Raw genomic sequence first — 26258 nt, 5'->3', positions numbered from 1 at the left:
GCCTCCCTTTATTTTGTCCTCATAAGTAAGTATATGAAATATGGTGCACCAATTACAGAAATAACAAGACCGACCGGTATTTCTGAAGTTGTTAACACGCTTCTTGAAATTACGTCTGCGAATAAAAGTAAAAACGTCCCTATTAGTGCAGCGGTAGGAAGCATAATTTGATGTTTACCACCAACAAGGCGCCTCGCCAAATGCGGAGCCATTAAACCGATAAAACCAATTCCTCCGGCAACAGCGACAGATGCACCAGCTAAACAAACTGCAATAAATAATAATTTACGTCTTTCTTTTTCTACATTTAAACCAAGGCCAACAGCTGTGGAGTCGCCTAGGTTCATTACATTTAATATGTGCGCCTTACTAATTGCAAGTGGTAAGAAAATAACCATCCATGGAAGTACACTTAGCACGAACTTCCAATCTGTGCCCCACAAACTTCCTGCTAACCAAATCGTAGCAAAACGGAAATCGTTAGATGTCATCTTCATAGAAAAAATTAAACTAACAGCACCAAAACCGGCTGCAACAGCGATACCGACAAGTATTAATCTCGTTGATGAAACGCCGTCTTTCCATGCTAGTAAATAAATAATAACTGCTGCTAATATCGCACCAACTAACGCGAAGAATGGAAGGATAAATACAGATAAAAATGTACCAGTCCCAACTTTCCCGAAGAAAAAGTAAACGAATATAACAACTGTTAATCCCGCTCCAGCGTTAATACCGATAATACCTGGATCAGCAAGTGGATTTCGTGATAACCCTTGCAAAATCGCACCTGACATTGCTAAAGCAGATCCGACTAATATAGCAATAACCATACGTGGCATACGGAATTCAAATAAAATAACAGACTGATCTTCAGCCCCAAGTCCAACCAATGACTTTAATACGTCCATTGGTGGTATTTTAAATGTACCTGTATTTAAACTTACTAAAAATACAGTAACGATTAATCCTACTAAAATTGTTAAAACCGAAATATTCTTTTTTGTTAAGACACTTGTCCTCACATTTTCCCTCTCCCTTCGTTACGTGCTAAGTAGAGGAAGAATGGAACACCAATTAGCGCTGTAATTGCTCCAATTGGCGTTTCAAACGGCGGGTTAATAACGCGAGATAACATATCTGCACATTCAATTAACAGTCCGCCTAAGACCGCAGAACATGGAATAACCCATCTATAATCTGAGCCTACAAGGAAACGAGTCATATGTGGGATTACAAGACCAACAAATCCAACCGACCCTGCCATAGAAACTGCCGAACCTGTTAGCACAAGAACAAGTACTGTCCCGATAAATTTAATTAATGTCGTATTTTGACCAAGTCCAATCGCAATTTCTTCACCGAAGCTTAAAATTGTAATATACCTCGACATCATAATTGCAATTAAGAGACAAACTAGACCAATCGGTACTAACATATTAATACTTTCCCATTTCACACCAGCAACTCCGCCTGCATTCCACATACTCACCTCTTGGGCAAGGTTGAAATATAGCGCAATTCCAGATGAAATGGCCCCTAATAAAGCACTAATTGCTGCACCTGCTAAAGCTAATTTCACAGGCGTTAATCCACCTGGTGAAGAAGATCCAATTCCATATACAATGCTCGCTCCAAACGCAGCACCAATAAACGATGCAATAACGAACATTAAATAAGGTGAATTAGGAAAGAATGCATACATAATTGCAATTCCAAATACAGCCCCATCTGTAATCCCCATTAACGATGGGGAAGCAAGTGGATTTCGCGTCATACCTTGCATAATTGCCCCTGATACTGCTAAAAAAGCACCTGCTACTACGCCGCCTATCGCTCTAGGCATGCGAAGTTCTTGAATTACGTTATGATGCGTAATAGAACCGTCAAACTGAAACACAGCTTGCCATACAGTCTTTAAACTAATATCTGCAGCACCAAACGAAATAGACAATGCCATGCTTACAGCTAACAAAATTGTACCTGCTACTAAAATAATAGAAGCAATGAGCGGCCTGCTCTTAATCTCTTTAACATTCACATCTTGCTGCTCTATACTCCTTGCGCTCGCTTCCATCCCTCAACCATCCTAACCAACAACATATGTTTAATTTATTGAAATGAAATTTATTCTCAAATAGTAATAAAAAAATTAAATGAATTGTTATTCTCCTGATAATGATTCTCAGAATCAGACACCTTCTATTCTACCTATCGCTTCCAAAGACTGTCAACTATTATTTTGAAATACAAATTCATATAGGTTAAGACCTTAATAAATAGATAATATCTATCTGGCATTAAATATTATTATCATTAATTAAGCTTCCACAGAATAAATCATTCCTCTTTATAGGTATAAAAAAAGAAGAGTAATCTGTTCACTCTTCTTTTCCTTACTTATTTAACTTTGCTTCAATTTTTACAATTAATTCGTCTTCTGTTGGAGCAGCAACTGGACGGTTATTTACAAATGCAAATGATTTTTTACGACCAGGACCACAGTAAGACTGACATGCAACTTCAATTTTTGCACATGAATCTACTTTTTTTAACTTCGGAATTAACGTTTTAACGTTCGTTGCCTGACAATCATCACACACACGAAATTCGTTTCCCATTATATAACACTTCCTCTATTTTAAACTTTTCTCAAGTACATTTAAAAATAAACACTAAATGGTATTTTACCGCTCTTTGAAGCTCGTTGCAAGTGTCCTTGCGACGCTCTTTCCTCATATAATGCTACATATTTATATGTTCTCCTACAGAAGCATCCGTCATTCTTGGCAAAATTTATCCCGCTTTAATGGGCAGTAAGACCCCCACCTCAAAATTCAGCGAAAGCAAAGAATCTAGGTGGTGGTCGGGCTGCACATAAAAGTCCGATTGGTGAGGGCTGATAATCAGTGGGGGATGAAGACCCCCCACTGATTAAAGTTTCACTTTATACCTTTCATCGAAATCTACCATATTTTTAAAAGCTTTGTATAAAAGCTCCTTTTTTTGCCCATTATAAAAATAGGAAGTTCATAAAAAGAAAGGGAGTTGAATCTATGAAAGTAAGACAAGATGCTTGGACAGATGAGGATGATTTATTACTTGCTGAAACTGTACTTCGTCACGTTCGAGAAGGAAGTACGCAATTAAATGCATTTGAAGAAGTAGGAGACAGGTTGAATCGTACATCGGCTGCCTGTGGTTTCCGTTGGAATGCTGTTGTTCGCTATAGTTATGAACAAGCTCTTCAACTAGCAAAAAAACATCGTAAAGATAAAATGCGTGCTGCAAGCGGTGAACAAGCGAAAAAACGTTTACTTTATACACCACCAGCTTCAGAGGCGATAACTGATTATGAAGAATTCGTACAAGAGGAAGCAATTGTACAATATAAAGAAACTATTCCATATCAAGAATCTACTGTTCCTGCTGCAAAAGGCTCTATGACAATGCAAGATGTTATTTATTTTTTACAAACAGTCGGATCTTCAAATATAAAAGTGACAGCTCTTGAAAACGAGAATACGAGATTGAAACAAGAAATCAAATCACAAATCCTTCGAAATGAAGAACTAGAAAAGAAACTAGAAAAATTAGAAAAACAATCTCATACTGTACAAGAAGATTACGAAACACTTATGAATATTATGAACCGCGCTCGTAAGTTGGCAGTTATGGATGACGAGGAACGTTCTCAAACATCTTTCCGAATGGATCGAAACGGTAATTTAGAAAAAATTGCAGAATAAAAAGGATGCATTGCATGCATCCTTTTTTGTTACTTCACTTCAACCATATGCACTTCTTCTACGTTAGAACCTCTCTTTATATCTGGGAAAATTTTTTCCTTTGGATTTTCTTTAAAGGCTGCTAATCCAATCGTTTTTACCGGTTCATTTATCTTTGTATATTCAGCATCACTAACAACTGCATACATATCTGTATATTTACGCGCATCACCGATTACTACATTACCTTCATATTTCATTTTCTTTCCATCAATTACTACATCTTTTTGTTCCTCTTTAGCGAATAGGATTCCAGCTTCATCAGAAATAGCCGGCAATGCTTTAATTGGTTCCACATCTTCTTTCACTACCTTTTTCAGCATGTTTTCTTTTACCATCTTTTCAGCTGTTGTTTTATTCATAATTAAAACCTTTTTCTCATTGACAGTACCTAGTTTTGCTTCGAATTTACTTTGGGATTCGATTTTATCTTTATATTGATCCATTGTTTTTTGAACGCCTGTTTCATCTCCGTACATAACAACGCCCTTTGCTTGTGGTGCAATCATATCCATAATCGAACAGCCACTAAATACGGCAGCTGACATAATCGCTACGAGTCCTAATTTAACTTTTTTCATTTGTATGCCTCCTAAAATCATAATTGCATCTCTTAGTTTAACGACAGTAGCTCGTCTTACCAATTCACTTTCCTTACAACAACATTACAATTTAGTAAGATTTCTCCCTAAAACTATCTTCTATATTTTTGCTATAATAGAGATTGTCATTTTAAAGATAAGGGGTTAGGTATATGAGCAATTCCCGTTCCATTTTATCTCAGCCAGAGTGGCGTATTGTAGATCAGTCTAGTTTGGGACCAACATTCCATGCATTGCAGTCATTCGCAATGGATGACACATTATGCACAAGTATTGGAAACGGTCAATCAGCTGCAACAATGCGTTCTTGGGTTCATCACAATACAATTGTTCTTGGCATTCAGGATTCACGCCTACCACACTTAGAAGAAGGTATTTCCTTTTTAAAGGAAAACAACTTCAATGTTATCGTTCGTAATTCCGGTGGACTTGCAGTCGTACTGGATGAAGGTGTTTTAAACGTATCGCTTTTATTCCAAGAGACGGAAAAAGGTATCGATATTGATCTTGGATACGATACAATGTGGCATTTAATTCAGGAAATGTTAAAGGATTACGATGTTACAATCGAGGCAAAAGAAATTGTTGGTTCTTACTGTCCTGGTAGCTATGACTTAAGTATTCGCGATCAAAAATTCGCTGGCATTTCACAGCGCCGTATTCGCGGCGGTGTCGCTGTCCAAATTTATTTATGTGCTACAGGAAGTGGCTCTGAACGTGCCACACTCGTTCGTGATTTCTACAACCTAGCCATTCAAGGGGAAGAAACACGCTTTACGTATCCTGAAATTGTACCGAGCACGATGGCTTCACTTTCAGAATTACTTGGTGAAACCATTACAGTACAAGATTTAATGATGCGCCTTTTAAAAACATTGCAGCAATTCGCTCAAAAGTTAACACCATCTCAATTAACAATAGATGAAATACCTTTATATGAGACGAATTTACAACGTATTATTGATCGTAACAATAAAGCACTTGGCTTAGAAAAATAAAGACCGTCGCTATAATAGCGACGGTCTTTATTTCAATTCATTATGGAATTAAAGTGCTTGAGCTGCTGTAATTAAAGCTAACTTGTACACTTCTTCTTCGTTACATCCACGAGATAGGTCATTTACAGGCATGTTTAAACCTTGTAAGATTGGTCCTACTGCTTCGAAGTTACCTAAGCGTTGAGCGATTTTGTAGCCAATATTACCAGCTTCTAAGCTTGGGAATACGAATACGTTAGCATCACCTTTAATTGTAGAACCTGGAGCTTTTTTCTCAGCTACAGATGGTACGAATGCAGCATCGAATTGGAATTCTCCATCTAAAGTTAATTCTGGAGCCATTTCTTTTGCAATGCGAGTTGCTTCTACAACTTTTTCTGTTTCTGGAGATTTCGCAGAACCTTTTGTAGAGAAGCTTAACATAGCAACGCGTGGATCAATACCGAATAGTTCAGCAGTTTTCGCACTCTCGATACCAATTTCAGCTAAATCTTGGCTGTTTGGTGCAATGTTAATTGCGCAATCAGCGAATACATATTTCTCTTCTTCACGTACCATGATGAATACGCCAGAAGTTTTTGTAACGCCTGGTTTTGTTTTAATGATTTGAAGTGCTGGACGAACTGTATCAGCTGTAGAGTGAGCTGCACCACTTACTAAACCGTGTGCTTTGCCCATGTATACAAGCATTGTACCGAAGTAGTTTTCGTCTTTAAGGATTTTGCGAGCGTCTTCTTCAGTTGCTTTACCTTTACGGCGTTCAACGAAAGATGCTACCATTGCATCCATTTCTTCGTATGTAGCTGGGTCGTAAATATCAACGCCTGCTAACGTTAAATTCATGCTAGCAGCTTTTGCGCTAATTTCTTCTTTATTACCAACTAAGATTGGTTGTACTAACTCTTCTTTTGCTAAACGCTCTGCAGCGCCTAAAATTCTTTCATCAGTTCCTTCAGGAAGTACGATAGAAATGCCTTTTCCTTGAACTTTTTCTTTTACTGTTGTAAATAAGTTGCTCACGAATAAACCCTCCTACTTATGTTAAAAAAACTCTATCTTTAAGAATACTGCTTTTCCTCTTTATTTTAAACTTATAGCTCCCAAAAAATAGATAAAATAAAAATGATTATATTTTCATAAAATTCAGCCTAAAAATAAATCCCCTTTTAGCCTTATCCCCTCCTATTTTCAAGTAAATTTAAATGTGACAATTTTATGCGCCCAGGCTTTATATAGATGATTTTAAAACTATATATGCTATAGTTAACGTGTAAAACTATCATTAACTGAGGTGAATAGAATGAGTGAAGCAACAACAACGTTAGATGGCTGGTATTGTTTACATGATTTACGTTCTATTGATTGGGCTGCATGGAAAACATTATCTAGCGACGAACGCGGACAAGCTGTGTCTGAATTTTTAAATGTCGTTGAAAAATGGAACGAAGTATCTACTGCGAAAAAAGGTAGTCATGCAATGTATACAGTTGTTGGCCAAAAAGCTGATATTATGCTTATGATTTTACGTCCAACAATGGAAGAATTAAATGAAATTGAGACAGAATTGAATAAAACAACATTAGCTGAATATATGGTTCCTGCATACTCTTACGTATCTGTTGTTGAACTAAGCAACTACCTTCCAGCTGATGAAGATCCATATCAAAACCCACAAATCTTAGCTCGCTTATATCCAGAACTACCAAAAGCAAATCACATTTGCTTCTACCCAATGGATAAGCGTCGCCAAGGTGATGATAACTGGTACATGCTTCCGATGGAAGAACGTAAAAAAATGATGTACAGTCATAGTAAAATTGGTCGCCAGTACGCAGGTAAAGTACGCCAAGTTATTTCAGGATCTGTTGGATTCGACGATTTTGAGTGGGGCGTAACATTATTCGCTGACGATGTTCTTCAATTTAAAAAACTTATATATGAAATGCGCTTCGATGAAGTAAGTGCTCGTTATGGTGAATTCGGAACATTTTTCGTTGGAAACATTTTACCAGACGAAAAGGTAGAGAAATTTTTACACATATAAAGTGAAACTTTAATCAGTGGGGATTTTGTTCATCCCCACTGATTATTAGCCTTCACCAATCGGGCTTTTACGGGGTAAATCGTGAAAAAAGGAACGAAATTCGTTCCTTTTTTTATTACTCTCTATATTTCTCTTCAAAAAACTTCTTTTCTCCGCAAATTTGAACAAAAATCGACAAATCCCTTTCAAATTCCTTACAAAATTGTAACCTTTCTATATCCAAATTTATGCTAAAATGGTACGAGCTACATGCTAATAACGATGCGAAGGTGATAATCTATATGAAGAAAATCTTGTCTATTTTACTAGTGTTTTTATTGTCAATTTCTTCCTTAGTAGTAACAACATCCCATGCGGAAGGAAAAATACACATTGAGGCAGCTGCTGCACTTCTATTTGATGCAGATACAGGAAAAATACTGCATGAACAAAATCCAGATGAATTGCTAGCTATCGCTAGTATGTCAAAACTAATTGTTGTTTATGCTGTATTAGAAGCAATTAAAGAAGGAAAAATCACTTGGGATACAAAGGTAAACATTTCTGATTACGCTTATGAAGTTTCACGTAATAATGAATTCTCTAACGTTCCGTTTGAAAAAGGACGTCAGTATACTGTAAGAGAATTATATCATTCTATCGTTATCTTCTCTGCAAACGGATCTAGTATTGCCTTAGCAGAACTTCTCGCAGGAAGTGAGAAAAACTTCTTAAATCTTGCAAATGAACATGCAAAAAAACTAGGGTTAAAGAAATATAAATTTGTAAACGCTACTGGGTTAAATAACGCTGACTTAAAGGGAAAACATCCTGAAGGAACGGATCCGAATGGAGAAAATTCCATGTCAGCTCGCGATATGGGTATGCTTTCAAAAGCAATGATTACAAAGTATCCAGAAATGCTAGAGGATACAAAACAAAGATTTAGAAACTTCCCAGATAATCATCCGAAACCAATTCGTATGGAAAACTGGAACTGGATGTTACCGGGTGCTGCTTTCTCTTATGAAGGAACAGATGGTTTAAAAACTGGTAGTTCTGATACTGCTGGATACGGATTCACTATTACAGCAAAACGTGGTGACTTACGACTTATTTCAGTAATTATTAAAACAAAATCAATGGACGAGCGTTTCACTGAATCTCGTGCATTAATTGAATATGGATTTAATAACTTTGAAAAACAAAAATTAAAAGTTAATAAACACAATACAATCTCTGTAGTAAAAGGTAAAGAAGATCAAGTAACTGTTGCACCTGAAAAAGAAATAACAGTCATTACGAAAAAGGGTGACAAATCACCTTACAAAATTTCTACTGAAGCGGATAAATCACTCGCTGAAGATGGACATTTAGTCGCTCCTGTTAAGAAGGATGCAAAGGTAGGTTCCATCGTTCTAGAACCGACTGATAAATACGGATTTTTAGATGGAAATAAAAACATAAAAGTTACTGCAAAAACGACAGAAGAAGTTGAAAAGGCAAATTGGTTCGTATTAACAATGCGCTCTATTGGAGATTTCTTCTCAAACTTATGGTCTAAAGTATTTTAATGATAAAAAGCTAGCTCACGCTAGCTTTTTTTATTTTCCTCTCTCCATGTAAAACTTCGTTTGGTTGTCATATCTGAGTCCTTTTTCTCATACGTATGAACTAGTAATTGTTACACACTCCATCTAGAGATAAACCTCTTTCCACAAGGTATTCCAAAAAGAGAGGTGACACATAATGGGCGTTATTGCTTATAACGAAGAAGATGTAAAGTTGTTAGCTAGACTGATGCGTGCTGAAGCTGAAGGAGAAGGTCAACAGGGGATGTTGATGGTCGGAAATGTTGGAGTAAATCGTGTCCGCGGAAATTGTTTAGACTTTAAAAAAATACGTAATTTACGTCAAATGGTTTATCAAAATCCTGGTGGTTTTGAGGCAACACAAAAAGGGTATTTTTATCAACGTGCAAGGGAACAAGATATCGCTTTAGCAAGGCGAACGATTCAAGGACAACGTTTTTGGCCTGCCAATTTTGCTTTATGGTTTTTTAGACCTGAAGGCCCTTGTCCATCAACTTGGTATAATCAACAAAACTCTGGTCGCTTCAAAAAGCACTGCTTCTTCCAGCCATCTGGCGAAGATTGTCCTAGCGTATATTAAGGATTGATAATGAGGAGGGATTTTTGAATGGCACAGCAACAAAACCCGTATTACGGAACAGGTTTCTATCAACCATCTGGAACTTATGTACAGCCGCAGCAAATGACTCCACAACAACAGCAACAACAGCAAGCAATGCAACAACAAGCGGCGCAAGCTCAATATGCCGTTTCTCAAGGCATGTTACCATTAGAACAATCCTATATTGAAAATATCCTTCGTTTAAACAAGGGTAAGCAAGCTACGGTTGTAATGACTTATGAACGTGGTAGCTCACTCGGTACCCAATCGTATACAGGTATTATCGAAGCAGCTGGTCGTGATCATATTGTAATTAGTGAGCCACAATCAGGGAAACGTTTTTTACTATTAATGATTTACTTAGATTATGTGGAATTCCCAGAAGAAATTACGTATTTACCTAGTCAACAAGCAACTTATGCTCCAAGACCATAAAAAAAGCTGGCATATGCCAGCTTTTGTTTTTTATAACCCTTTTACAACTGCAGTTCCGACTAAGATCCATGCTACGATAAAAGCTACACCACCAAGAGGTGTAATTGGGCCAAAGAACTTAATACCTGTCGTACTTAATGCATACAAACTGCCTGAAAACATAATAATCCCAGCTACCATAAGCCAGCCAGCAGTAGTTAAAAGTGATGATTGAATTTTATCCATTAATAAAGCAACTACGAATAGTCCACCTGCATGAAACATTTGATATGTAACACCTGTTTTCCAAACTTCTAACATTTTTGCAGAAACTTTATTTTCTAAACCATGTGCTCCAAAAGCCCCTAAAGCAACAGATAACCCTGCTGCAATACAACCTAGTAAAAAGAAAATTTTCATCTTAATTCCCCTTTTTATTTTTATAATAAGCAATTTCCACATATAATCCAAACGATTTAATCCTTAAAAATCAAATAATGAATTACCATTTGCACCTTCTTCTTTTATATACACAGGTTCTCCAGAAACTGGCATAACCGGTTGAACTGTTGTTATAGGTTGTGATCCAATTATTTGTGATTGAATTTGTGGCTCTCTATACGTAGAAGATTCAACCTGCTCCTCTAGTAGTAAATCGCATAAAGCACGCACAACTAACACATGCTCTTTTGATTTTTGCCCTTCACTGCTTTTTGCCTTTGCAATTTCATTCGCCATTTTATTTAAAATTTTATCACTTGATATTTGCATTCCTCGTCACCTCTTACTTTGTAGTTCTTTCTCAAATTGTCCCAGTTTCTCTACTGAACCAAACACTATTATCATATCATGTTCTTGTAGTTTTTCCTGCCCCGTTGGATTATGTATAACATTCCCATTTCTCAAAATCGCTAAAATTGTTACATCAAATTGATTTCTCACATCACTCTCTAGTAACGATTTACTAGCTAAAATAGAGCCCTCGCCGACTGCAATTTCTTCAATTACAAAAGACTGCTCCACGCCATACAGTACTGTATCAATATAATGAACTGTTAGCGGATTCGCAATACCTTTTGCAATATGAATTCCTGCCATGCTAGATGGATTAATTACCTTATTTGCCCCAGCCCGCTTTAGTTTGTCTTCAGTTTCTGGTTTTTCTGCTCTTGCCACAATTTTAATTGCATCGTTTAATCCTCTTGCCGTTAATGTAATAAATACATTTTCAGCATCATTTGCTACGATGGCAACTAAACCAGCTGCCTTCGAAATTCCAGCATGATGTAACACTTGGTCTTCCGTTGCATCTCCGTGTACATACAAAAGTTTTTCCTTCTCTAATATGCTTTCATCTTTATCCACAACGACAAATGGAATTTTCTTTTCTTGCAATTCATGTACAACTTGAAGCCCTACTCTACCACAACCACATACGATAATATGATTTTGTAACTGTGCTATTTGTTTATCCATCTTCTTCCTCCGGACTGCATGAAATAAATTTCCTTCAACAATCATAGCTGCCACTACACCAATCGCATACGTAACGATGCCGACCCCAACTGGTATGATAAGAAGTGCAAAAACTTTTCCTGCCTGTGTTACAGGAACAGCATCTCCGTATCCAACAGTTAATACAGTAATCATTGTCATCCAAAATGCTTGAAACAAACTAATCTCTTCAATCGTCATAAATCCTAACGTTCCTAGAATTACGACAAAGGTCATACATATAACTGCTATCCATAATTGCTTACGTGCATTCATATCGTGTTTCAACTCTTTTCTCTATCTACAATCTTTGCCAGTGGAAATGAAATACATATATACTAGATACGGAATCTATGAAAGAGGTTGATATAATGAAAATATTTCTTTCCGCCTTACAATGGGCGCTATTTATTTTAGCTGGGAGCCTTATCGTACCAATTAGCGTTGCAACTAGTTATGGTCTCGATGGCGCTGAAGCTATTGCATTCGTACAAAGAACATTATTTGTTCTTGGCTTTGCTGGTCTACTGCAAGCTATATTTGGGCATAAACTTCCTATTCAAGAAGGTCCTGCTGGACTTTGGTGGGGGATTTTCTCCCTTTATGCAAGTTTAGGTGTCGTATTATTTGGATCCAGCAATGAAACGCTGAAAGTCCTTCAGTACGCTTTCCTATTAAGTGGTATCATTTGTATTATTCTTAGCGTTTTTGGATTCATCGATAAACTAGTTCGCTATTTTACACCGACAGTCATTGGAACATATTTATTTCTTCTTGTCGCACAACTTAGCGGTTCCTTCTTAAAGGGAATGTTCGGCCTTGACGGACAACATACAGAAGTACAAGCTGATGTATTTATTCTTTCACTCATTGTTATTTTACTATCCTTTTTCATCATGAAGCTACCTATTATTGGACAATATTCTGTTCTTCTCAGTATCGTCTGTGGCTGGATATTATTCGCATGCTTCGGATTATCTAATCCAGTAACGCCTGTGACAGATATAATCCGTTTTCCGTCTCTATTTGTTTTCGGAATGCCTCGTATTGAGTGGAACATGGCCATTACGGTCGTTTTCGTTACACTATTACTTCTAACAAATATGTTAGCAAGCATTCGCGTTGTACAAAAGGTTGTTTCTAAATATGAAGAGAATGCTACATCAGATCGTTTCAAACAAGCCGGTATTATAACAGGAATCAACCAATTGCTAGGAGGTCTTTTTTCAGCTATTGGACCTGTCGCTATTTCTGGATCAGCAGGCTTTATTGCAACGACTAATATTTATAAACGTCTCCCATTTATGTTAGGATCAAGCTTTATTATTCTCGTTAGTATATTCCCAAAGATTACTTCATTCTTTGCGGCAATCCCTGTCGCAGTTGGATATGCTGCCATTTACCCTGTATTTGCAAGCATGATTGGCCTTGCTTTTCGCGAATACGAAACAGTACAAGATAAAGAACGATTATTTAAAGTAGCAGGTCTTTCAATTTTTACAGGCGTCGGGGTTATGTTTGTTCCAGCAGGAGCATTTTCTACGCTCCCACCATTTTTAGCATCGTTTTTAAGTAACGGTCTCGTTCTTGGATCTGTAATGGCAATTTTGCTCGAAATACTATTTTCTCGTTCAACAGAAAAACAACCATCGTAAATTGGAAAACTTCCATTATTGCACTCTATCTTTAGAGTTGTTACGATAATGGTAACATGCAAGCTAATCAGGCGTTAGCCATATAAATTATCGTGGGCAACATGCTCATGGTAATTTATACTAACAATATAGAACTTTTCCTAACTTCACATAAAGTGAAACCTTAATCAGTAGGGGTTTTGTTCATCCCTACTGATTATTAGTTGAACCACTTGGACTTTTACGGGCAGTTGCTCCCCCACCTAACTTCTTTGCTTTCGCTGAATTTTGAGGTGGGGGTCTTACTGTCCGTTAATGTGGGATAAAGAAGTTCGATGTCTTACTATATATTCCCCAATATCTTCATAAAATTTTATTTCTATTTCAACAAAGAGAGGATTTTTAATATGACTTATAAAATGATTGTTTTAGATTTAGATGATACTTTATTACGTGACGACCATACTATTTCACCTCGTACGAAAGAGGCTCTAATGACTGCACAAGAGCAAGGTGTAAAAGTTGTACTTGCTTCTGGACGTCCAACGTTTGGTATGCGTAATGTAGCGAAAGAACTTCGTTTAGAAGAATACGGCAGTTTCATTCTATCTTTTAATGGCGCAAAAATTATTAACTGTAAAACAAACGAAGAAATCTTTAGTAGTACGCTATCTCCTGAAATCGTTCACAACCTATTTGAAATTAGTAAAACTGAAGATGTATGGATTCATACTTATATGGGCGATGATATCGTAACGGAAGAAAATAATCCTTATACTGAAATTGAGGGCGATATTACTGGTATGCCAATTGTCGTAGTAGATGACTTTAAAACTGCTGTTCAAGAGCCTGTAGTAAAAGTATTAATGAATAAAGAGGCCGAACGCCTTGTTGTAGTAGAAAAGAAACTACAAAAACAACTAGAAGGCCAATTAAGCGTTATGCGTTCGAAACCATTCTTCTTAGAATTTACTGAAGCCGGTGTTACAAAAGGAACAAGCTTAGACAAACTGATCCAAAAGCTTGGCATTAAGCGCGAAGAAGTGATCGCAATGGGTGATAGCTATAATGACCAAGCGATGATTGAATTCGCTGGTCTTGGCGTTGCAATGGGCAATGCACCAGATGATATTAAAGAAATTGCAAACTACGTAACAGATACAAATATGAACGATGGCGTTGCAAAAGTAGTTGAGAAATTTGTACTAAAAAACGAAGTACTTGTTTAATATTTTCATTCATAAAACCTATTTGAAGTCAAATACTTCAAATAGGTTTTTATTTAAATTACCACGCTTTTGTGACTATATTTTGAACTTTGCACTATTCTCGTAGTGTAAACTTTCTTTTTGTATATAATGAAACAAAATAGACTATTTTATTTTGAAAAAGAATACAAATTTACTATATACAAGCATACGTTAAAGGAGGCTATTTCATGTTATCTACACCAATCGGACGATTAAGAGCAATTGGACTTGTTGAGGGGATTTCTTTCCTACTACTATTATTTGTAGCAATGCCATTAAAATATTTTGCAGGATTTGCAACAGCCGTTAAAATTACAGGTATGGCTCATGGTGTTTTATTTATTCTATTCATCTTTGCAGTAATTCAAGTAACAATCGTACACCGCAAATCAATTGCATGGGCACTTGGGGCATTTGTTTCATCAGTTATCCCATTCGGTACATTTGTACTAGATGCAAAATTAAAGAACGAACAACAATAACAAAAAGGTAGTTAACGACTGTTAACTACCTTTTTTATTTATAGGTTTGGTATTTCCCAATCAATTTCTCTCTCACCCATATTAGCTAAAATCGTATTTACTTTAGAGTATGGCTTACTACCAAAGAAACCACGTCTTGCTGATAGCGGGCTTGGATGTACAGACTCGATAATATGATGCTTCGTATTCGTAATTAACTTTTTCTTCGCCTGTGCATGACGTCCCCACAATATAAAAATAACTGGGTTTTCACGTTCATTTAATAGCTCAATTACACGATCTGTGAAATGCTCCCATCCTTTTCCTTTATGAGAATTTGCTTCACCTTGACGAACTGTTAATACCGTATTTAATAATAAAACCCCTTGCTCTGCCCACTTTACTAAATAACCATTATTCGGGATTTCATAACCATATTCATCTCGGAGTTCTTTATACATATTTAGCAATGAAGGTGGCGTTTTAATACCGGGCTGTACCGAAAAACTTAAACCATGCGCTTGATCCGGTCCGTGGTATGGATCTTGCCCTAAAATAACGACCTTTGTATTTTCATAACTTGTATACTCTAGAGCGCTAAAAATATTTTCTAGCTTAGGATACACAACATGTGTACTGTACTCTTCTTTCAAAAAATCAGCCAGCTTGTGATAATATTCTTTCTCAAATTCTGGTGCCAATAAGGAACCCCAATCATTTTTTAAAGCATTTTTCATACTTTCACTTCCCGTCCAATTAATTCACCATATCCTGCTTTGTAAATACTACAAACGAAATAATAAGGGACACAACGGCCCAAATAGTTAAATTCATTAAAGAAAACCCCATCGATAAACCTTGTAATGCAGGTAATTTTCCTGATAGATAATCTGTTAATGATAAATTCACACTAAAAATATATTTCGCGCCTTCCCATGATGTTGCGAATGAGCTTAAAATACCACCTGCAATTAATGCGGCTAACATAACACCCATACCAGCTGGTGTATTTCGAATTAAAACAGAAACCATAAACGAAATAGTTCCGACAACGATAGCAACAAACCAAGCTAATCCATACGCCATCAAGATATATTGCCACTGCGGAATAAGATGTACAAAATTCGTATTTAACGTTTCCTTATCAATAACAAACCCTGTTAAAACAGGTAAATTCCATCCCGAGTATCCAAATACAAGCCCTGATAATACGTAAGCAAACAGACCGACAAGAAGCAGTATGAGTGAAATGAAAAATAACATCGTCACGTACTTACTAAGGAGTATTTTCCAGCGCCGAATTGGCCGCGTAAGTAACATCTTCATCGTCCCATCACTTCGTTCTCCTGAAACGATATCAATGGCGACAATCATTACGAGAAGCGGAATAAACAATGTAATTCCTTGCTCAATAAACGCCCTTACAAAAGTAGGTGCGCCTGGTGCCATCGGGTTAATATCATGATCTAAATAATATTGTTGTTGCTCCACTCTTACCTTCAGCCAATCGCGCCATTCTTCTGGTAGTCTAGAATTATTCAAACGGTTTTGAGAATCAACAATTTGTTGTTGCAGAGAAACTTTCCAATCTGTTGTACCTAGCCTTTTTTGTGTCGTTTCTACTTCACGATACTGCGCATACACAAAGAGTGGGATTAAGATAGCTAAAATAAGCATGACAACAAAAATACGTTTCTTACGATAAATTTTCTCCGATTCATTTAAAACTAGATTCGCAAATTCACGCATGCTGCTCACCCCTTGTGAGTTCAATAAATAAATCTTCTAGCGTAAATACAAGCTCTTTAACACTATGCACATCTACCCCATTTTCTACAAAATGTTTATTCCAATTACTTATAGATGTGATATCCATGCGGCATAGTAATCGATTACCTTCTATACTTACTTCTCTTACTTCTTCAGCATCTTCTAGCATATCTTTCGCCTTAGAAATCGGTGTAACAATCCATTCTACACGATCACTTGCTGTTTTAATTAACTCTTCAACCTTGGCAACTGTTATCATTTTTCCCTTATGAATAATTGCAACCCGATCGCATATCATTTGTACTTCGCTTAGCAAGTGACTTGAAATAAACACACTCATATTTTCTTCTTTCACAAGCTTATGTATAAATTCCCTAAGTTCTCTAATTCCAGCTGGGTCTAAACCATTTGTTGGCTCATCTAATATGAGCAATTTTGGATTTCCAAGAAGCGCTTGCGCAATGCCAAGGCGCTGTTTCATACCAAGGGAGTATGTTTTTACCTTATCGTGAATCCTTTCATCTAAATGAACCATTTGGGCAATTTCAATAATACGTTCATCTGATATATTACCTAACATACGGGCAAATTGTTTTAAATTTTCCCATCCCGTTAAATATGTATACAGTTCTGGGTTTTCAACGATACTCCCAATTTGACGCATCGCTTCTCTGAAGTTTTCCTTAATAGAATAACCACCGATAGAAATTGTACCTTCTGTTTCTTTAATCAATCCAACTAACATTCGAATAGTAGTTGTTTTTCCTGCGCCATTCGGTCCTAGGAAGCCAAACACTTCTCCTTGCTTTACATCGAAGGAAATATTCTCTACAATAGTCTTCTTTCCAATTACCTTCTTCACGTCTCGTACGGAAAGTATCGTCGTCATTTTACCCCTCCTTGTTCTAGTTTTAATTTACTCGCAACATTTTGAACTAATCGGTCCGCCATATATGTATACCCTACTTCATTCGGGTGGAAATGATCGGAGTATAATAAATCTTTCCCGCGGTTTTGGAATAAATCAAATGTCGGTGTAATATACACATTTTTATCATTTAGCGCTAATTTTTCTAAAGATGCATTCCAGTCTACAACAATGTTTGAAGACCCTTTTAAATCTTCTACATCTTCAAAAGGATTATATAAACCTAGCCAAAAAATAGGGCTATCTGTATTTAACTTACGAATTCCTTCTATAATTTTCTTCGCTTCATTCTGGAATGTTTCTGTATCAGGACGGTATGTTTCTAAATCTATCTTTCCGAGCGACTCCCATCCTGGAAATAAATCATTTCCTCCTATGGTTAAAACGATTACATCTGCTTGCTTAATTGAATATTGAGCGCCACTACTCTCCATTTGTTTTAATAAGTCAGGCATTTTTGCACCACTAACAGCTAAGTTAGTTAAGGCCACCTTTTGCTTATAATCTTTTTGTAAATCTTCTTTCATCCGTCCAATATAGCCAATTCCTTCTTTATCACCAACACCGCGTGTTAATGAATCACCTAGACTAACGATTTGTAACGTTCCCGTTTTCCTTTTCTCTTTTTCCACTACATCGGTCTTTTTAATTACATTTGAAGCTTTCGGATTTAGCACATCATTTACACCTGAAACAAAGCCATATGCAAATAAACAGAAAGATGCAATTGTAATGAGTAGAATTACTTTTACTACTTTTGATCTCATATCAAAACCCCTTTTAGCCCTCATAGATTGTCCATAATTATACCAAACGCAATTTTGAAAAGCGATTTTCACACCTTATCTATTATGTTGTTTCCCTATGTACTAATTCTGGCAATAACTCTACGTGCTTTATATCGATTTTCTCATCATTAATCTTTTCATATAATAATTCAAATGCCTTCACACCAACGTTTTTACTACAATACGAAATCGTCGTAATGCCTAAAATATCTGCCACATCTTGATCATCACAACCGATAATCGTAATATCTTCCGGAATACGAATGCCTTGTTTTTTCGCTTCCGTTACCATCCCTGCTGCAATATGGTTGCAAGATACAAGAAACGCTGTTGGCTTTACTAACATATGGATCCATTCCCTAATTACATTACGCCCATCTTCCACCGTAAAACAGCCTTTAAACTTCCAGTCCTCTATCGGTGTTACCGCAATCGTTTGAAGCGCATTCTCATATGCTTGTTTTCTTCTCTGGCTATTAATGCTATTACTTCTTCCAATACAATACCCAATACTTGTATGGCCGGCATCTATTAAGCTCTTCATCCCGCGCGAAAAAACTTTATAGTAATCAATATGCACACTCGAAATGAAATTCGATTCTATTTCTTCACACATAACAATCGGACCAAATTTCGTATATTCTTCAAGCTTTTCCTTACTATTTGCCCGGGAACATATAATAACCCCATCAAGCTTTTTCATTTTTAACATATTTAAAATTTCTAATTCTCTTTCCTCACTATAATTCGTCTGACAAAGCATCATATTATAATTGTTTTTTGCTGTTTCCTTTGATATCCCCTCGATAATAGCGCTATAATATTGATCATTTACGTGCGGTAATAAAACGCCAATGACATTCGTTTTTCCTTTCACTAAATGAATTGCATTCACATTTTGCGTATAATTTAATTCTTCTATAATTGCTAAAATTTCTTTTCGTTTCTGTTCATTCACATATGGATGATTATTCAGTACACGTGAAACAGTTGAAACAGATACCCCAGCAAGTTCAGCAATCTTTCTTATATTCGTCATCTCATTTTCCCCTTCTTTGCAAAAATTCTCCCTTGACCTGGTAAGCTTTCCACAATATATCCTTTCCTAGCAAATACATTTTGAAAGGATATACAACTATGCTTCGATTCAAATTAGAATATATATTTTTCATTGGCGGTCTACTCACTCTCGCCATCGGTATTAATATGATGACGACAATTACTTCCTTTGGACTTAGCCCTTATGATTCCTTCTTTATTGCACTATATCAAAATTTCGGGATAAGTATCGGTTTTTGGATTTTCATGATTAATTTTGCTTTTACTCTTATCGTACTCTTTTGGAATAAAAAACAAATTACGATTGGTACAATTGTAACGATGGTTCTTATTTCTCTTTTTGTTGATTGGATCGGTTCCATTACAACTATTATGGACGCTATCCGTTCTCTTCCAAAATATATAACACTTATTTGTGGAAATCTATTCGTTGGAGCTGGGATTGGTCTTTACGTCTCTACAAACCTTTGCGCAGCACCTCAAGAAGCTTTCGTTTTAACGGTTGCTGAAAAAAAGAAATGGACATTTAGAAGAACAGAAATTTCATTAGCATTTTTATTTTTAACATTAAGCTTCCTATTAGATGGGCCTATCTATTTTGGAACAATCATCTTATCTTTTACAACAGGCTGGATTATCCAAGCATTTATTCAATTTGGTACGAAAATGTTAAATAGAAAAGAGCCTATTAAGCAAGCTGCTTAATAGGCTCTTTCTGTTTGATGATGCGAGATGCTACTTTGCATCTCCTTCAATTCGGTAATTTGCTTTCAAACAATCTATTTCTTCATACCCTTGCAACGTATGTAGAATATAATCATAATCAGCAAGAGATGCACGATGCGTTACAATTACAATTTCAGCTTTTCCTTTCTCTTCAAGTGGCATCTGAATAATCTTTTCAAAGCTAACACCACGCTCAGAGAACAATGAAGTAATTTTTGCAAACACACCAATCTCATCTTTTACATGAAGCCTTAAAAATTTCTTCACAACAATTTCGTCTGGCTCTTTTAATACCTTTTTGTACTGCGGGGATACCGCACTATTTCCATTTACACCTAATCGAACATTTTGCATTACAGCTACTAAATCTGAAACGACAGCTGTCGCTGTTGGCAAGCTTCCTGCACCCGGTCCATAAAACATCGTTTCTCCAACCGCTTCACCGTACACATATACAGCGTTATATTCGTTTTGCACGGCCGCAAGAGGATGTGTATTTGGAAGTAGCGTTGGTTCAACTGTAACTTCTAATTTTTCACCATCTCGCTTCGCAAGACCGATTAATTTAATCGTGTAGCCTAAACTCTTACTGTATTCAATATCTTCTTCTGTAATAGAAGTGATTCCTTTTACCTTCACATCTCCAAGCTCTACATTTGTAGAAAAACCAAGGGTAGCCAAAATCGTCATTTTTCTTGCTGCATCTAAACCTTCCACATCTGATGTTGGATCTGCTTCTGCAAATCCAAGTTGTTGGGCTTCTTTTAACACGTCGTTATATGCTCTCCCTTCATCTGACATTTTCGTCAAAATAAAATTTGTCGTTCCATTTACAATTCCCATTACTTTCGTAATAAGATCTGAAGAAAGTCCTTCTACGATACTTCGTAAAATCGGGATCCCTCCGGCTACACTTGCTTCATAAAACAAGTCTGCTTTATTATCTTTTGCTACTGCTAAGAGTTCCGCCCCATGTAACGCCATTAAATCTTTATTGGCAGTTACAACATGCTTCCCACTTTGTAAAGCTTGCAAAATATATGCTTTTGCATCATCGATGCCACCCATCACTTCGATGACAACGTCAATATTTGGATTATCTAAAATTTCATTTGCATCTTGTGTTAATAGAGTAGAAGGTACCTCTACTTCTCTCTCTTTTTCAATATTTTGTACTAGTACTTTCGTTACTCTCACAGGACAACCTACCTGGTGTATGAGTCGCTCTTGATGATCTGTAATAATACGAACTACACCGCTACCAACTGTCCCAAGACCTAATAAACCAACTTGAATTTCTTTCATAATACTGTCCACCCCTCAAAAATTGTGTTTAGATGAAATTATATGAGTAAAAAATCTGAAAAACAATGTTTTTTGAACATTCGGAAAAATATAAGTTAATCATTACAAAGAAAACGTTGCCACGTGTTACACAATCTTTTTTATAATACATAAGGGGTTTCTTGATACACGTAATAATTCAGCCAATTAGAGAATAATAGATTCCCATGGCTTCTCCACCTCACAAGCGGTTTCTCATTTGGATTATTATGCTTAAAATAATTTTTTGGCACATCAATATTTAACCCTTTGTCGCGGTCTCGTTTGTATTCTTCTTTTAACGTATCACAACTATATTCACTATGCCCGAGCGCAAACACTTGTCTTCCTTCTTGCCCAATAACAAGGTGAACACCCGCTTCCTCAGAGTTTGCTAATAATGTTAATTCTTTCACCTCTCTAATATCACTCTCTCGTACTTCTGTATGACGAGAATGCGGGGCAAAAAACAATTCATCAAACCCTTGTAACAATTTCACATGTTGCTCGCGGACTTCATGTTCAAATACACCGAACATTTTTTCCTTAAGAGGATACTTTGGAACGCCATAATGATGATACAAACCAGCCTGTGCCCCCCAGCAAATATGAAGCGTAGATGTTACATTCTTTTTTGAATACTCCATAATATGTTTAAGCTCTTCCCAATAATCTACCTCTTCAAAAGAAAGAGTTTCAACTGGTGCTCCCGTAATAATAAGTCCATCAAATTTCTCATTCTCAATATCACGGAATGTTTTATAGAAACTCGTTAAATGTTCCTGTGCTACATTACGAGACAAATGTGATTCCATATGAAGTAAATGAACATCTAATTGCAACGGCGTGTTGCCAATTAAACGAAGCAATTGCGCTTCTGTATCTTGCTTTGTAGGCATTAAATTTAATATAGCAATTTTCAATGCCCGGATATCTTGTGTTTCTGCTCGCTCCTTCGTCATTACAAAAATATTTTCCTCCTGCAACACTTTGCGAGCTGGTAAATCTTTATCAATTATGATCGGCATGTTCTTTGCCTCCGACTAGCGCTGCTTCTAAATCTGCAATAATATCAGAAACATCTTCTATACCGACCGATAAACGAATTAAATCTGATGTAACGCCAGCTAAACGCTGATCTTCAGCACTTAATTGTCTATGCGTTGTGCTAGCGGGATGTATGACACAAGTTCGTGCATCAGCTACATGTGTTACGAGAGTTGCTAGTTTTACATTTGCGATAAATTCTTTCGCAGCTTCTAATCCTCCCTTAATGCCGAATGTTAAAACTCCACTAGCACCTTTCTTCAAATACTTTTGTGATAACGAGTAATTTTCATTACTATCTAGTCCCGGATAATTCACCCATTCAATACGTTCATGGTTAGCAAGCCACTTAGCAACCGCGAGGGCATTTTCACTATGACGCTCCATTCTTAAATGCAGCGTTTCTAAGCCGATATTGCTAATATACGCATTGAATGGGCTCATACAGTTTCCGTAGTCTCTTAATAATTGAACACGTGCCTTCACAATATAAGCTGCTGCACCAAAATTTTGAACGTAACTTACGCCGTGATAACTTGGATCCGGTTCAACAAGTTCAGGATATTTCCCATTTGTCCAATCGAAGTTCCCTCCGTCAATAACAATGCCACCTAACGAACTTGCATGACCATCAATATATTTCGTCGTAGAATGAACGATAATATTTGCTCCATGTTCAAATGCTTGGCATAAATAAGGAGTTGCTAATGTATTATCCACGATAAAAGGCACTTCCAACTCTTTCGCTGCATCTGAGAATTCTTTGAAATTTAAAACGTTCATCGCTGGATTTCCTAGCGATTCCGCATAAACGAGTTTCGTCTTGTCATTAGCAAGGGCCACAATTTCATCAGCAGTTAAATTCGGATTAAAGAATGTAACATCGATACCAAGCTTACGTAAGCTCACCCCAAATAAATTAAACGTTCCACCGTAAACTGTGGAAGAACAAAGCAAGTGGTCTCCGCTACTACAAATATTTAAAACAGCAAGCATAATAGCAGCCTGCCCGGAAGCCGTTGCAACAGCTCCTACACCACCCTCTAAATCCGCTAATTTCTGCTCAAATGCAGCTAAGGTAGGATTTCCAATACGCGTATATATATATCCTTCTGCCTCTAAGTTAAATAAGGCTGCTAAATCATCCGAAGTATCGTATTTATACGTTGTACTTTGATAAAGTGGCAAAACACGCGGCTCACCATTCTTTGGTGTATAGCCACCTTGCACACAAATTGTTCCTTTTCCCCATGATTCTCCCATCTCTCATTCTCCTTTCTTTTATACAAAATAAAAAACTGCTCCTTTCCTGAAAACAAGAAAGGAGCAGTTTGAAAACACGCTCTAAAGGCTCTTTCTTATCTCTCAGGATTTATTACCTGCAGGATTTGGCACAATTCCGTTATACGGCTGTTGCCAAGGTTTCATCGGGCCTGTCCCTCCACCTTTTCTTGATAAGACTATGCAATTACCGTTGATTTTATAGCAATAATTTCCTAATGTCAATCAGTTTTTCTGAATGTTCTAAATTAACTACGAAGGATTTGACATGCATAACAAAAGAAATATATTCCATATTCATTTGAAAAAGACCTTTTAAAACCTACGATTACTATATAGAATTAAGTAAGTAGTTTAACTGTATACATTTCAAATTCTCACGAGACCTCAATATATTGAATAAGCCAACCTCTCAAAAAGATACTATACATATTCATTTCATTTCGCAGAAGCATATTTAATCCTTTCGACATTAAAACTCACATAACGGAGGTATAACATGACAAACACAAAGGACATGCACTATATGCTCGTCCTATACGGCATTCTTTTAGGCTCTATAGTAGGAGCAACAGTCTGGCTATTTTTAGTTACAATAAATATCGGTATTCACTTTATTTGGGAGTACTTACCTACTATTTTCTCTTCTCCTCCGTATTACACTATTTGTGTCACAACAATCGGTGGTATTCTCGTCGGTTTAACCCAAAAATACTTCGGCACATATCCACGTCTTATGCCGGAAGTGATGGGTGAATATAAAAAAACAGGTAGAATTGAATACCGTTTTGTACATAAAGCTACTTTAACTGCAATTATCGTTTTAATATTTGGTGCTAGCTTAGGTCCCGAAGCAGCAATTGTTGGCATTATCGGTGGACTTTGTACATGGGTAGGAGACCGCTTTACATTCGCCTTAAAAGGAATGAATGAACTAACAGAGGTTGGAATTGGTGCTACTTTAAGTGTAATTTTTAATGCGCCATTATTCGGTTATTTAGCTCCAAATGAAAATGAGGGTGAGCAAATTAACGAATTTTCTAAAGAAAAAAAAGCAATTGTATATTTAGCTACCACTTTCGCTGGTTTTTCCGTTTATTTATTGCTTAGTAAATTCGATAATCGCGGATCCTTTATCGTTGATTTTGGGGAAGGTTCCCTTTCTCTTAATGAATGGATTGCCTTTCTACCACTCGCTAGTATTGGTGCTATAATTGGCTTCTTTTATTTCAAATTAGAATTCACATTAGAGAGACTAATCCATCCCTTAAAAGAATACAAACTATCGCTTGGAATTATCGGTGGTATTTTATTAGGAATTACAGGGACCTTTCTCCCGTACACGTTATTTTCAGGAGAACATCAATTAAAAGATTTAGTTGTTGAATGGACCCATTTATCCTTCTGGGTACTACTTCTTTCAGGTGTTTTAAAATTATGTATTACTGCCGTTTGTTTAAATACAGGTTGGCGCGGGGGACATATTTTCCCAATTATATTTGCTGGATCTAGTATCGGATATGCTATAGCTTCCATTATCCCGATAGATCCAATTGCTTCGGTAGCCATTGTCACGACAGCAATTTCAAGCTATGCATTAAGAAAACCAATTGCAATAACATTACTGTTACTCATGTTTTTCCCGCTCAATTTACTATTACCGATGCTTGGAGCGGCAGCGATTGGTAATGCATTTCCACTTCCTAAAAACAACACAGCTACAAACGAATAAAAATAGGCAGTAGGGATAAAATTTCCACTGCCTATTTTTATTACACACGTTGCTTCAATAGTGCGTATAAATCTTCAAAATTTCCCACTTCATATGTCGGCACAATCCCGCTATCATTTAATTTCTTTTCTGGATTAAACCAACAAGTATCAATTCCAGCTACATATCCACCTTTCATATCAGCACTTAACGAATCTCCAATAATGAGCCCCTCTTCAGGAGCAAAATTAGGAATTCGTCCGAAAACATAATCAAAATACTCTTTCATCGGCTTTTGGAATCCTGTATCTTCTGAAACAAAAATATCTTGAAACAAGGCGTGTAATCCTGCATTACGTAAACGTTTATCTTGCGTCTTAGAAATACCGTTTGTCACTATATATAAATCATACTCACTGTGAATTCGATTTATAAATTCAAACGCACCTTGCATAAGTTGATCTCCTTCTTCTAAGTAGCTACGATAATTATTTTCGAATAATATCCCATCTACTTCTTCCCCGTATTCTTTAAACAAAATTGAAAACCGTGTATTTACGACTTCATCACGGTTTATTTTACCTTCTTCAAAAGCATCCCAAAGACTTTTATTAATTTTTTTATACCGCCCTTGCACCTCACTGTTTAGAGGGATCCCGTTCTCTTCAAACAGCATACGTAACGCCATTTTCTCCGCCTTCTGGAAATCTAACAATGTATCATCTACATCAAATAGCAGTGTTTTATATTTTTTCATAAACCTCTCAC

Annotated in this window: 28 protein-coding genes and 1 riboswitch; of the genes, 11 read left to right on the top strand and 17 right to left on the bottom strand. The window is 36.6% G+C overall.

The annotated features are described in order from the left end of the window. Positions 1–8: 8 nt before the first annotated feature. The 3 genes from ACXVYO_RS01480 to ACXVYO_RS01470 all read right to left on the bottom strand — a co-directional run bounded on the left by ACXVYO_RS01480 (position 9) and on the right by ACXVYO_RS01470 (position 2621). On the bottom strand, positions 9–1025 hold the full coding sequence (locus tag ACXVYO_RS01480; RefSeq protein WP_283790699.1) for a FecCD family ABC transporter permease: 1017 nt from the start codon (positions 1023–1025) through the stop codon (positions 9–11). Next, a complete protein-coding gene (locus ACXVYO_RS01475; RefSeq protein ID WP_458465856.1) occupies positions 1022–2077 on the bottom strand; it encodes a FecCD family ABC transporter permease in 1056 nt (351 codons plus the stop codon). Before ACXVYO_RS01475 ends, ACXVYO_RS01480 begins: the two co-directional genes overlap by 4 nt. Positions 2078–2396: 319 nt before the next feature. Then, positions 2397–2621, bottom strand: coding sequence for a YuzB family protein (locus ACXVYO_RS01470; RefSeq protein WP_073517724.1), 225 nt, complete (start codon positions 2619–2621; stop codon positions 2397–2399). A 435-nt stretch (positions 2622–3056) separates the two neighbouring features. Between ACXVYO_RS01470 and ACXVYO_RS01465 the strand changes: the two genes are divergently transcribed. Then, positions 3057–3749 (top strand): RsfA family transcriptional regulator, encoded by a 693-nt coding sequence (locus ACXVYO_RS01465; protein ID WP_073517723.1) that lies wholly within the window; start codon positions 3057–3059, stop codon positions 3747–3749. Between the two features lie 29 nt (positions 3750–3778). Here the strand turns inward: ACXVYO_RS01465 and ACXVYO_RS01460 are convergent, their stop codons facing one another. Next, positions 3779–4369 (bottom strand): lipoprotein BA_5634 family protein, encoded by a 591-nt coding sequence (locus ACXVYO_RS01460; RefSeq protein ID WP_073517722.1) that lies wholly within the window; start codon positions 4367–4369, stop codon positions 3779–3781. Positions 4370–4542: 173 nt separating this feature from the next. Between ACXVYO_RS01460 and ACXVYO_RS01455 the strand changes: the two genes are divergently transcribed. Beyond that, entirely contained in the window at positions 4543–5388 is an 846-nt protein-coding gene (locus tag ACXVYO_RS01455) for a lipoate--protein ligase family protein (protein ID WP_458465855.1), read from the top strand. 48 nt (positions 5389–5436) lie between these two features. Here ACXVYO_RS01455 and pta read toward each other — a convergent pair whose 3' ends face one another. Further along, entirely contained in the window at positions 5437–6408 is a 972-nt protein-coding gene (gene pta / locus ACXVYO_RS01450) for a phosphate acetyltransferase (RefSeq protein ID WP_000067226.1), read from the bottom strand. 280 nt (positions 6409–6688) lie between these two features. On the opposite strand from pta, the gene hemQ reads away from it, so the two are divergent. The 4 genes from hemQ (at position 6689) to gerQ (ending at position 10039) form a co-directional block, all read left to right on the top strand. Beyond that, on the top strand, positions 6689–7432 hold the full coding sequence (gene hemQ, locus ACXVYO_RS01445; protein ID WP_001287602.1) for a hydrogen peroxide-dependent heme synthase: 744 nt from the start codon (positions 6689–6691) through the stop codon (positions 7430–7432). 281 nt (positions 7433–7713) lie between these two features. Further along, on the top strand, positions 7714–8985 hold the full coding sequence (locus ACXVYO_RS01440; protein ID WP_458465854.1) for a serine hydrolase: 1272 nt from the start codon (positions 7714–7716) through the stop codon (positions 8983–8985). 175 nt (positions 8986–9160) lie between these two features. After that, positions 9161–9583 (top strand): cell wall hydrolase CwlJ, encoded by a 423-nt coding sequence (cwlJ, locus tag ACXVYO_RS01435; protein WP_000538161.1) that lies wholly within the window; start codon positions 9161–9163, stop codon positions 9581–9583. 27 nt (positions 9584–9610) lie between these two features. Next, a complete protein-coding gene (gene gerQ / locus ACXVYO_RS01430) occupies positions 9611–10039 on the top strand; it encodes a spore coat protein GerQ (protein WP_000068647.1) in 429 nt (142 codons plus the stop codon). 30 nt (positions 10040–10069) lie between these two features. Here the strand turns inward: gerQ and ACXVYO_RS01425 are convergent, their stop codons facing one another. The 3 genes from ACXVYO_RS01425 to ACXVYO_RS01415 form a co-directional block, all read right to left on the bottom strand. Continuing rightward, positions 10070–10438, bottom strand: coding sequence for a DUF423 domain-containing protein (locus tag ACXVYO_RS01425; protein WP_000688322.1), 369 nt, complete (start codon positions 10436–10438; stop codon positions 10070–10072). Between the two features lie 63 nt (positions 10439–10501). Further along, positions 10502–10789: a YwdI family protein gene (locus ACXVYO_RS01420; protein WP_088023403.1), complete on the bottom strand. Its 288-nt coding sequence runs from the start codon at positions 10787–10789 to the stop codon at positions 10502–10504. Positions 10790–10795: 6 nt separating this feature from the next. Continuing rightward, positions 10796–11788: a potassium channel family protein gene (locus ACXVYO_RS01415; RefSeq protein ID WP_458465867.1), complete on the bottom strand. Its 993-nt coding sequence runs from the start codon at positions 11786–11788 to the stop codon at positions 10796–10798. Between the two features lie 95 nt (positions 11789–11883). Here ACXVYO_RS01415 and ACXVYO_RS01410 point away from each other — a divergent pair, with 95 nt between their 5' ends. The 3 genes from ACXVYO_RS01410 (at position 11884) to ACXVYO_RS01400 (ending at position 14878) form a co-directional block, all read left to right on the top strand. Next, a complete protein-coding gene (locus ACXVYO_RS01410; protein ID WP_458465853.1) occupies positions 11884–13167 on the top strand; it encodes a purine/pyrimidine permease in 1284 nt (427 codons plus the stop codon). Positions 13168–13553: 386 nt separating this feature from the next. After that, positions 13554–14375 (top strand): Cof-type HAD-IIB family hydrolase, encoded by an 822-nt coding sequence (locus ACXVYO_RS01405; protein WP_458465852.1) that lies wholly within the window; start codon positions 13554–13556, stop codon positions 14373–14375. Between the two features lie 209 nt (positions 14376–14584). After that, positions 14585–14878 (top strand): DUF3817 domain-containing protein, encoded by a 294-nt coding sequence (locus ACXVYO_RS01400; protein WP_048527993.1) that lies wholly within the window; start codon positions 14585–14587, stop codon positions 14876–14878. A 38-nt stretch (positions 14879–14916) separates the two neighbouring features. Here ACXVYO_RS01400 and ACXVYO_RS01395 read toward each other — a convergent pair whose 3' ends face one another. From ACXVYO_RS01395 to ACXVYO_RS01375, 5 genes are read right to left on the bottom strand one after another with little or no spacing between them, the layout of a single operon-like run. Beyond that, entirely contained in the window at positions 14917–15594 is a 678-nt protein-coding gene (locus tag ACXVYO_RS01395) for a uracil-DNA glycosylase (protein WP_073517716.1), read from the bottom strand. A gap of 19 nt (positions 15595–15613) precedes the next feature. Beyond that, positions 15614–16606 carry an ABC transporter permease subunit gene (locus ACXVYO_RS01390; RefSeq protein WP_240588168.1) on the bottom strand — a complete coding sequence of 331 codons (993 nt, stop codon included), beginning with the start codon at positions 16604–16606 and terminating at the stop codon, positions 15614–15616. Continuing rightward, positions 16599–17516 (bottom strand): ABC transporter ATP-binding protein, encoded by a 918-nt coding sequence (locus tag ACXVYO_RS01385; RefSeq protein WP_283883639.1) that lies wholly within the window; start codon positions 17514–17516, stop codon positions 16599–16601. Before ACXVYO_RS01385 ends, ACXVYO_RS01390 begins: the two co-directional genes overlap by 8 nt. Next, positions 17513–18394 (bottom strand): SGNH/GDSL hydrolase family protein, encoded by an 882-nt coding sequence (locus ACXVYO_RS01380; protein WP_458465851.1) that lies wholly within the window; start codon positions 18392–18394, stop codon positions 17513–17515. The genes ACXVYO_RS01385 and ACXVYO_RS01380 overlap by 4 nt, the downstream gene beginning before the upstream one ends. Positions 18395–18404: 10 nt before the next feature. Beyond that, positions 18405–19382 carry a LacI family DNA-binding transcriptional regulator gene (locus ACXVYO_RS01375; protein ID WP_458465850.1) on the bottom strand — a complete coding sequence of 326 codons (978 nt, stop codon included), beginning with the start codon at positions 19380–19382 and terminating at the stop codon, positions 18405–18407. A gap of 98 nt (positions 19383–19480) precedes the next feature. Here ACXVYO_RS01375 and ACXVYO_RS01370 point away from each other — a divergent pair, with 98 nt between their 5' ends. Continuing rightward, positions 19481–20107, top strand: a complete 627-nt coding sequence (locus ACXVYO_RS01370; protein WP_458465849.1) for a YczE/YyaS/YitT family protein — start codon at positions 19481–19483, stop codon at positions 20105–20107. Positions 20108–20137: 30 nt separating this feature from the next. On the opposite strand, the gene ACXVYO_RS01365 is transcribed toward ACXVYO_RS01370, so the two are convergent. From ACXVYO_RS01365 to ACXVYO_RS01355, 3 genes are all read right to left on the bottom strand, one after another. Beyond that, positions 20138–21433, bottom strand: a complete 1296-nt coding sequence (locus ACXVYO_RS01365; protein ID WP_458465848.1) for a homoserine dehydrogenase — start codon at positions 21431–21433, stop codon at positions 20138–20140. A 140-nt stretch (positions 21434–21573) separates the two neighbouring features. Then, on the bottom strand, positions 21574–22479 hold the full coding sequence (metA, locus tag ACXVYO_RS01360; RefSeq protein WP_458465847.1) for a homoserine O-acetyltransferase MetA: 906 nt from the start codon (positions 22477–22479) through the stop codon (positions 21574–21576). Further along, complete coding sequence (locus tag ACXVYO_RS01355; protein WP_458465846.1) at positions 22463–23761, bottom strand: bifunctional O-acetylhomoserine aminocarboxypropyltransferase/cysteine synthase; 1299 nt, start codon at positions 23759–23761, stop codon at positions 22463–22465. The genes metA and ACXVYO_RS01355 overlap by 17 nt, the downstream gene beginning before the upstream one ends. A gap of 92 nt (positions 23762–23853) precedes the next feature. After that, a riboswitch (SAM riboswitch) is annotated at positions 23854–23959 on the bottom strand. Between the two features lie 319 nt (positions 23960–24278). On the opposite strand from ACXVYO_RS01355, the gene ACXVYO_RS01350 reads away from it, so the two are divergent. Continuing rightward, positions 24279–25511 (top strand): chloride channel protein, encoded by a 1233-nt coding sequence (locus tag ACXVYO_RS01350; protein ID WP_458465845.1) that lies wholly within the window; start codon positions 24279–24281, stop codon positions 25509–25511. A gap of 40 nt (positions 25512–25551) precedes the next feature. Here ACXVYO_RS01350 and ACXVYO_RS01345 read toward each other — a convergent pair whose 3' ends face one another. Continuing rightward, on the bottom strand, positions 25552–26247 hold the full coding sequence (locus tag ACXVYO_RS01345) for a YjjG family noncanonical pyrimidine nucleotidase (RefSeq protein WP_458465844.1): 696 nt from the start codon (positions 26245–26247) through the stop codon (positions 25552–25554). Between the last annotated feature and the right edge of the window lie 11 nt (positions 26248–26258).

The sequence above is a fragment of the Bacillus sp. BC08 genome, from assembly GCF_054326875.1.
The sequence above is the reverse complement of the archived record's forward strand: the minus strand, read 5'-3'. Positions and strand labels throughout refer to the sequence as shown.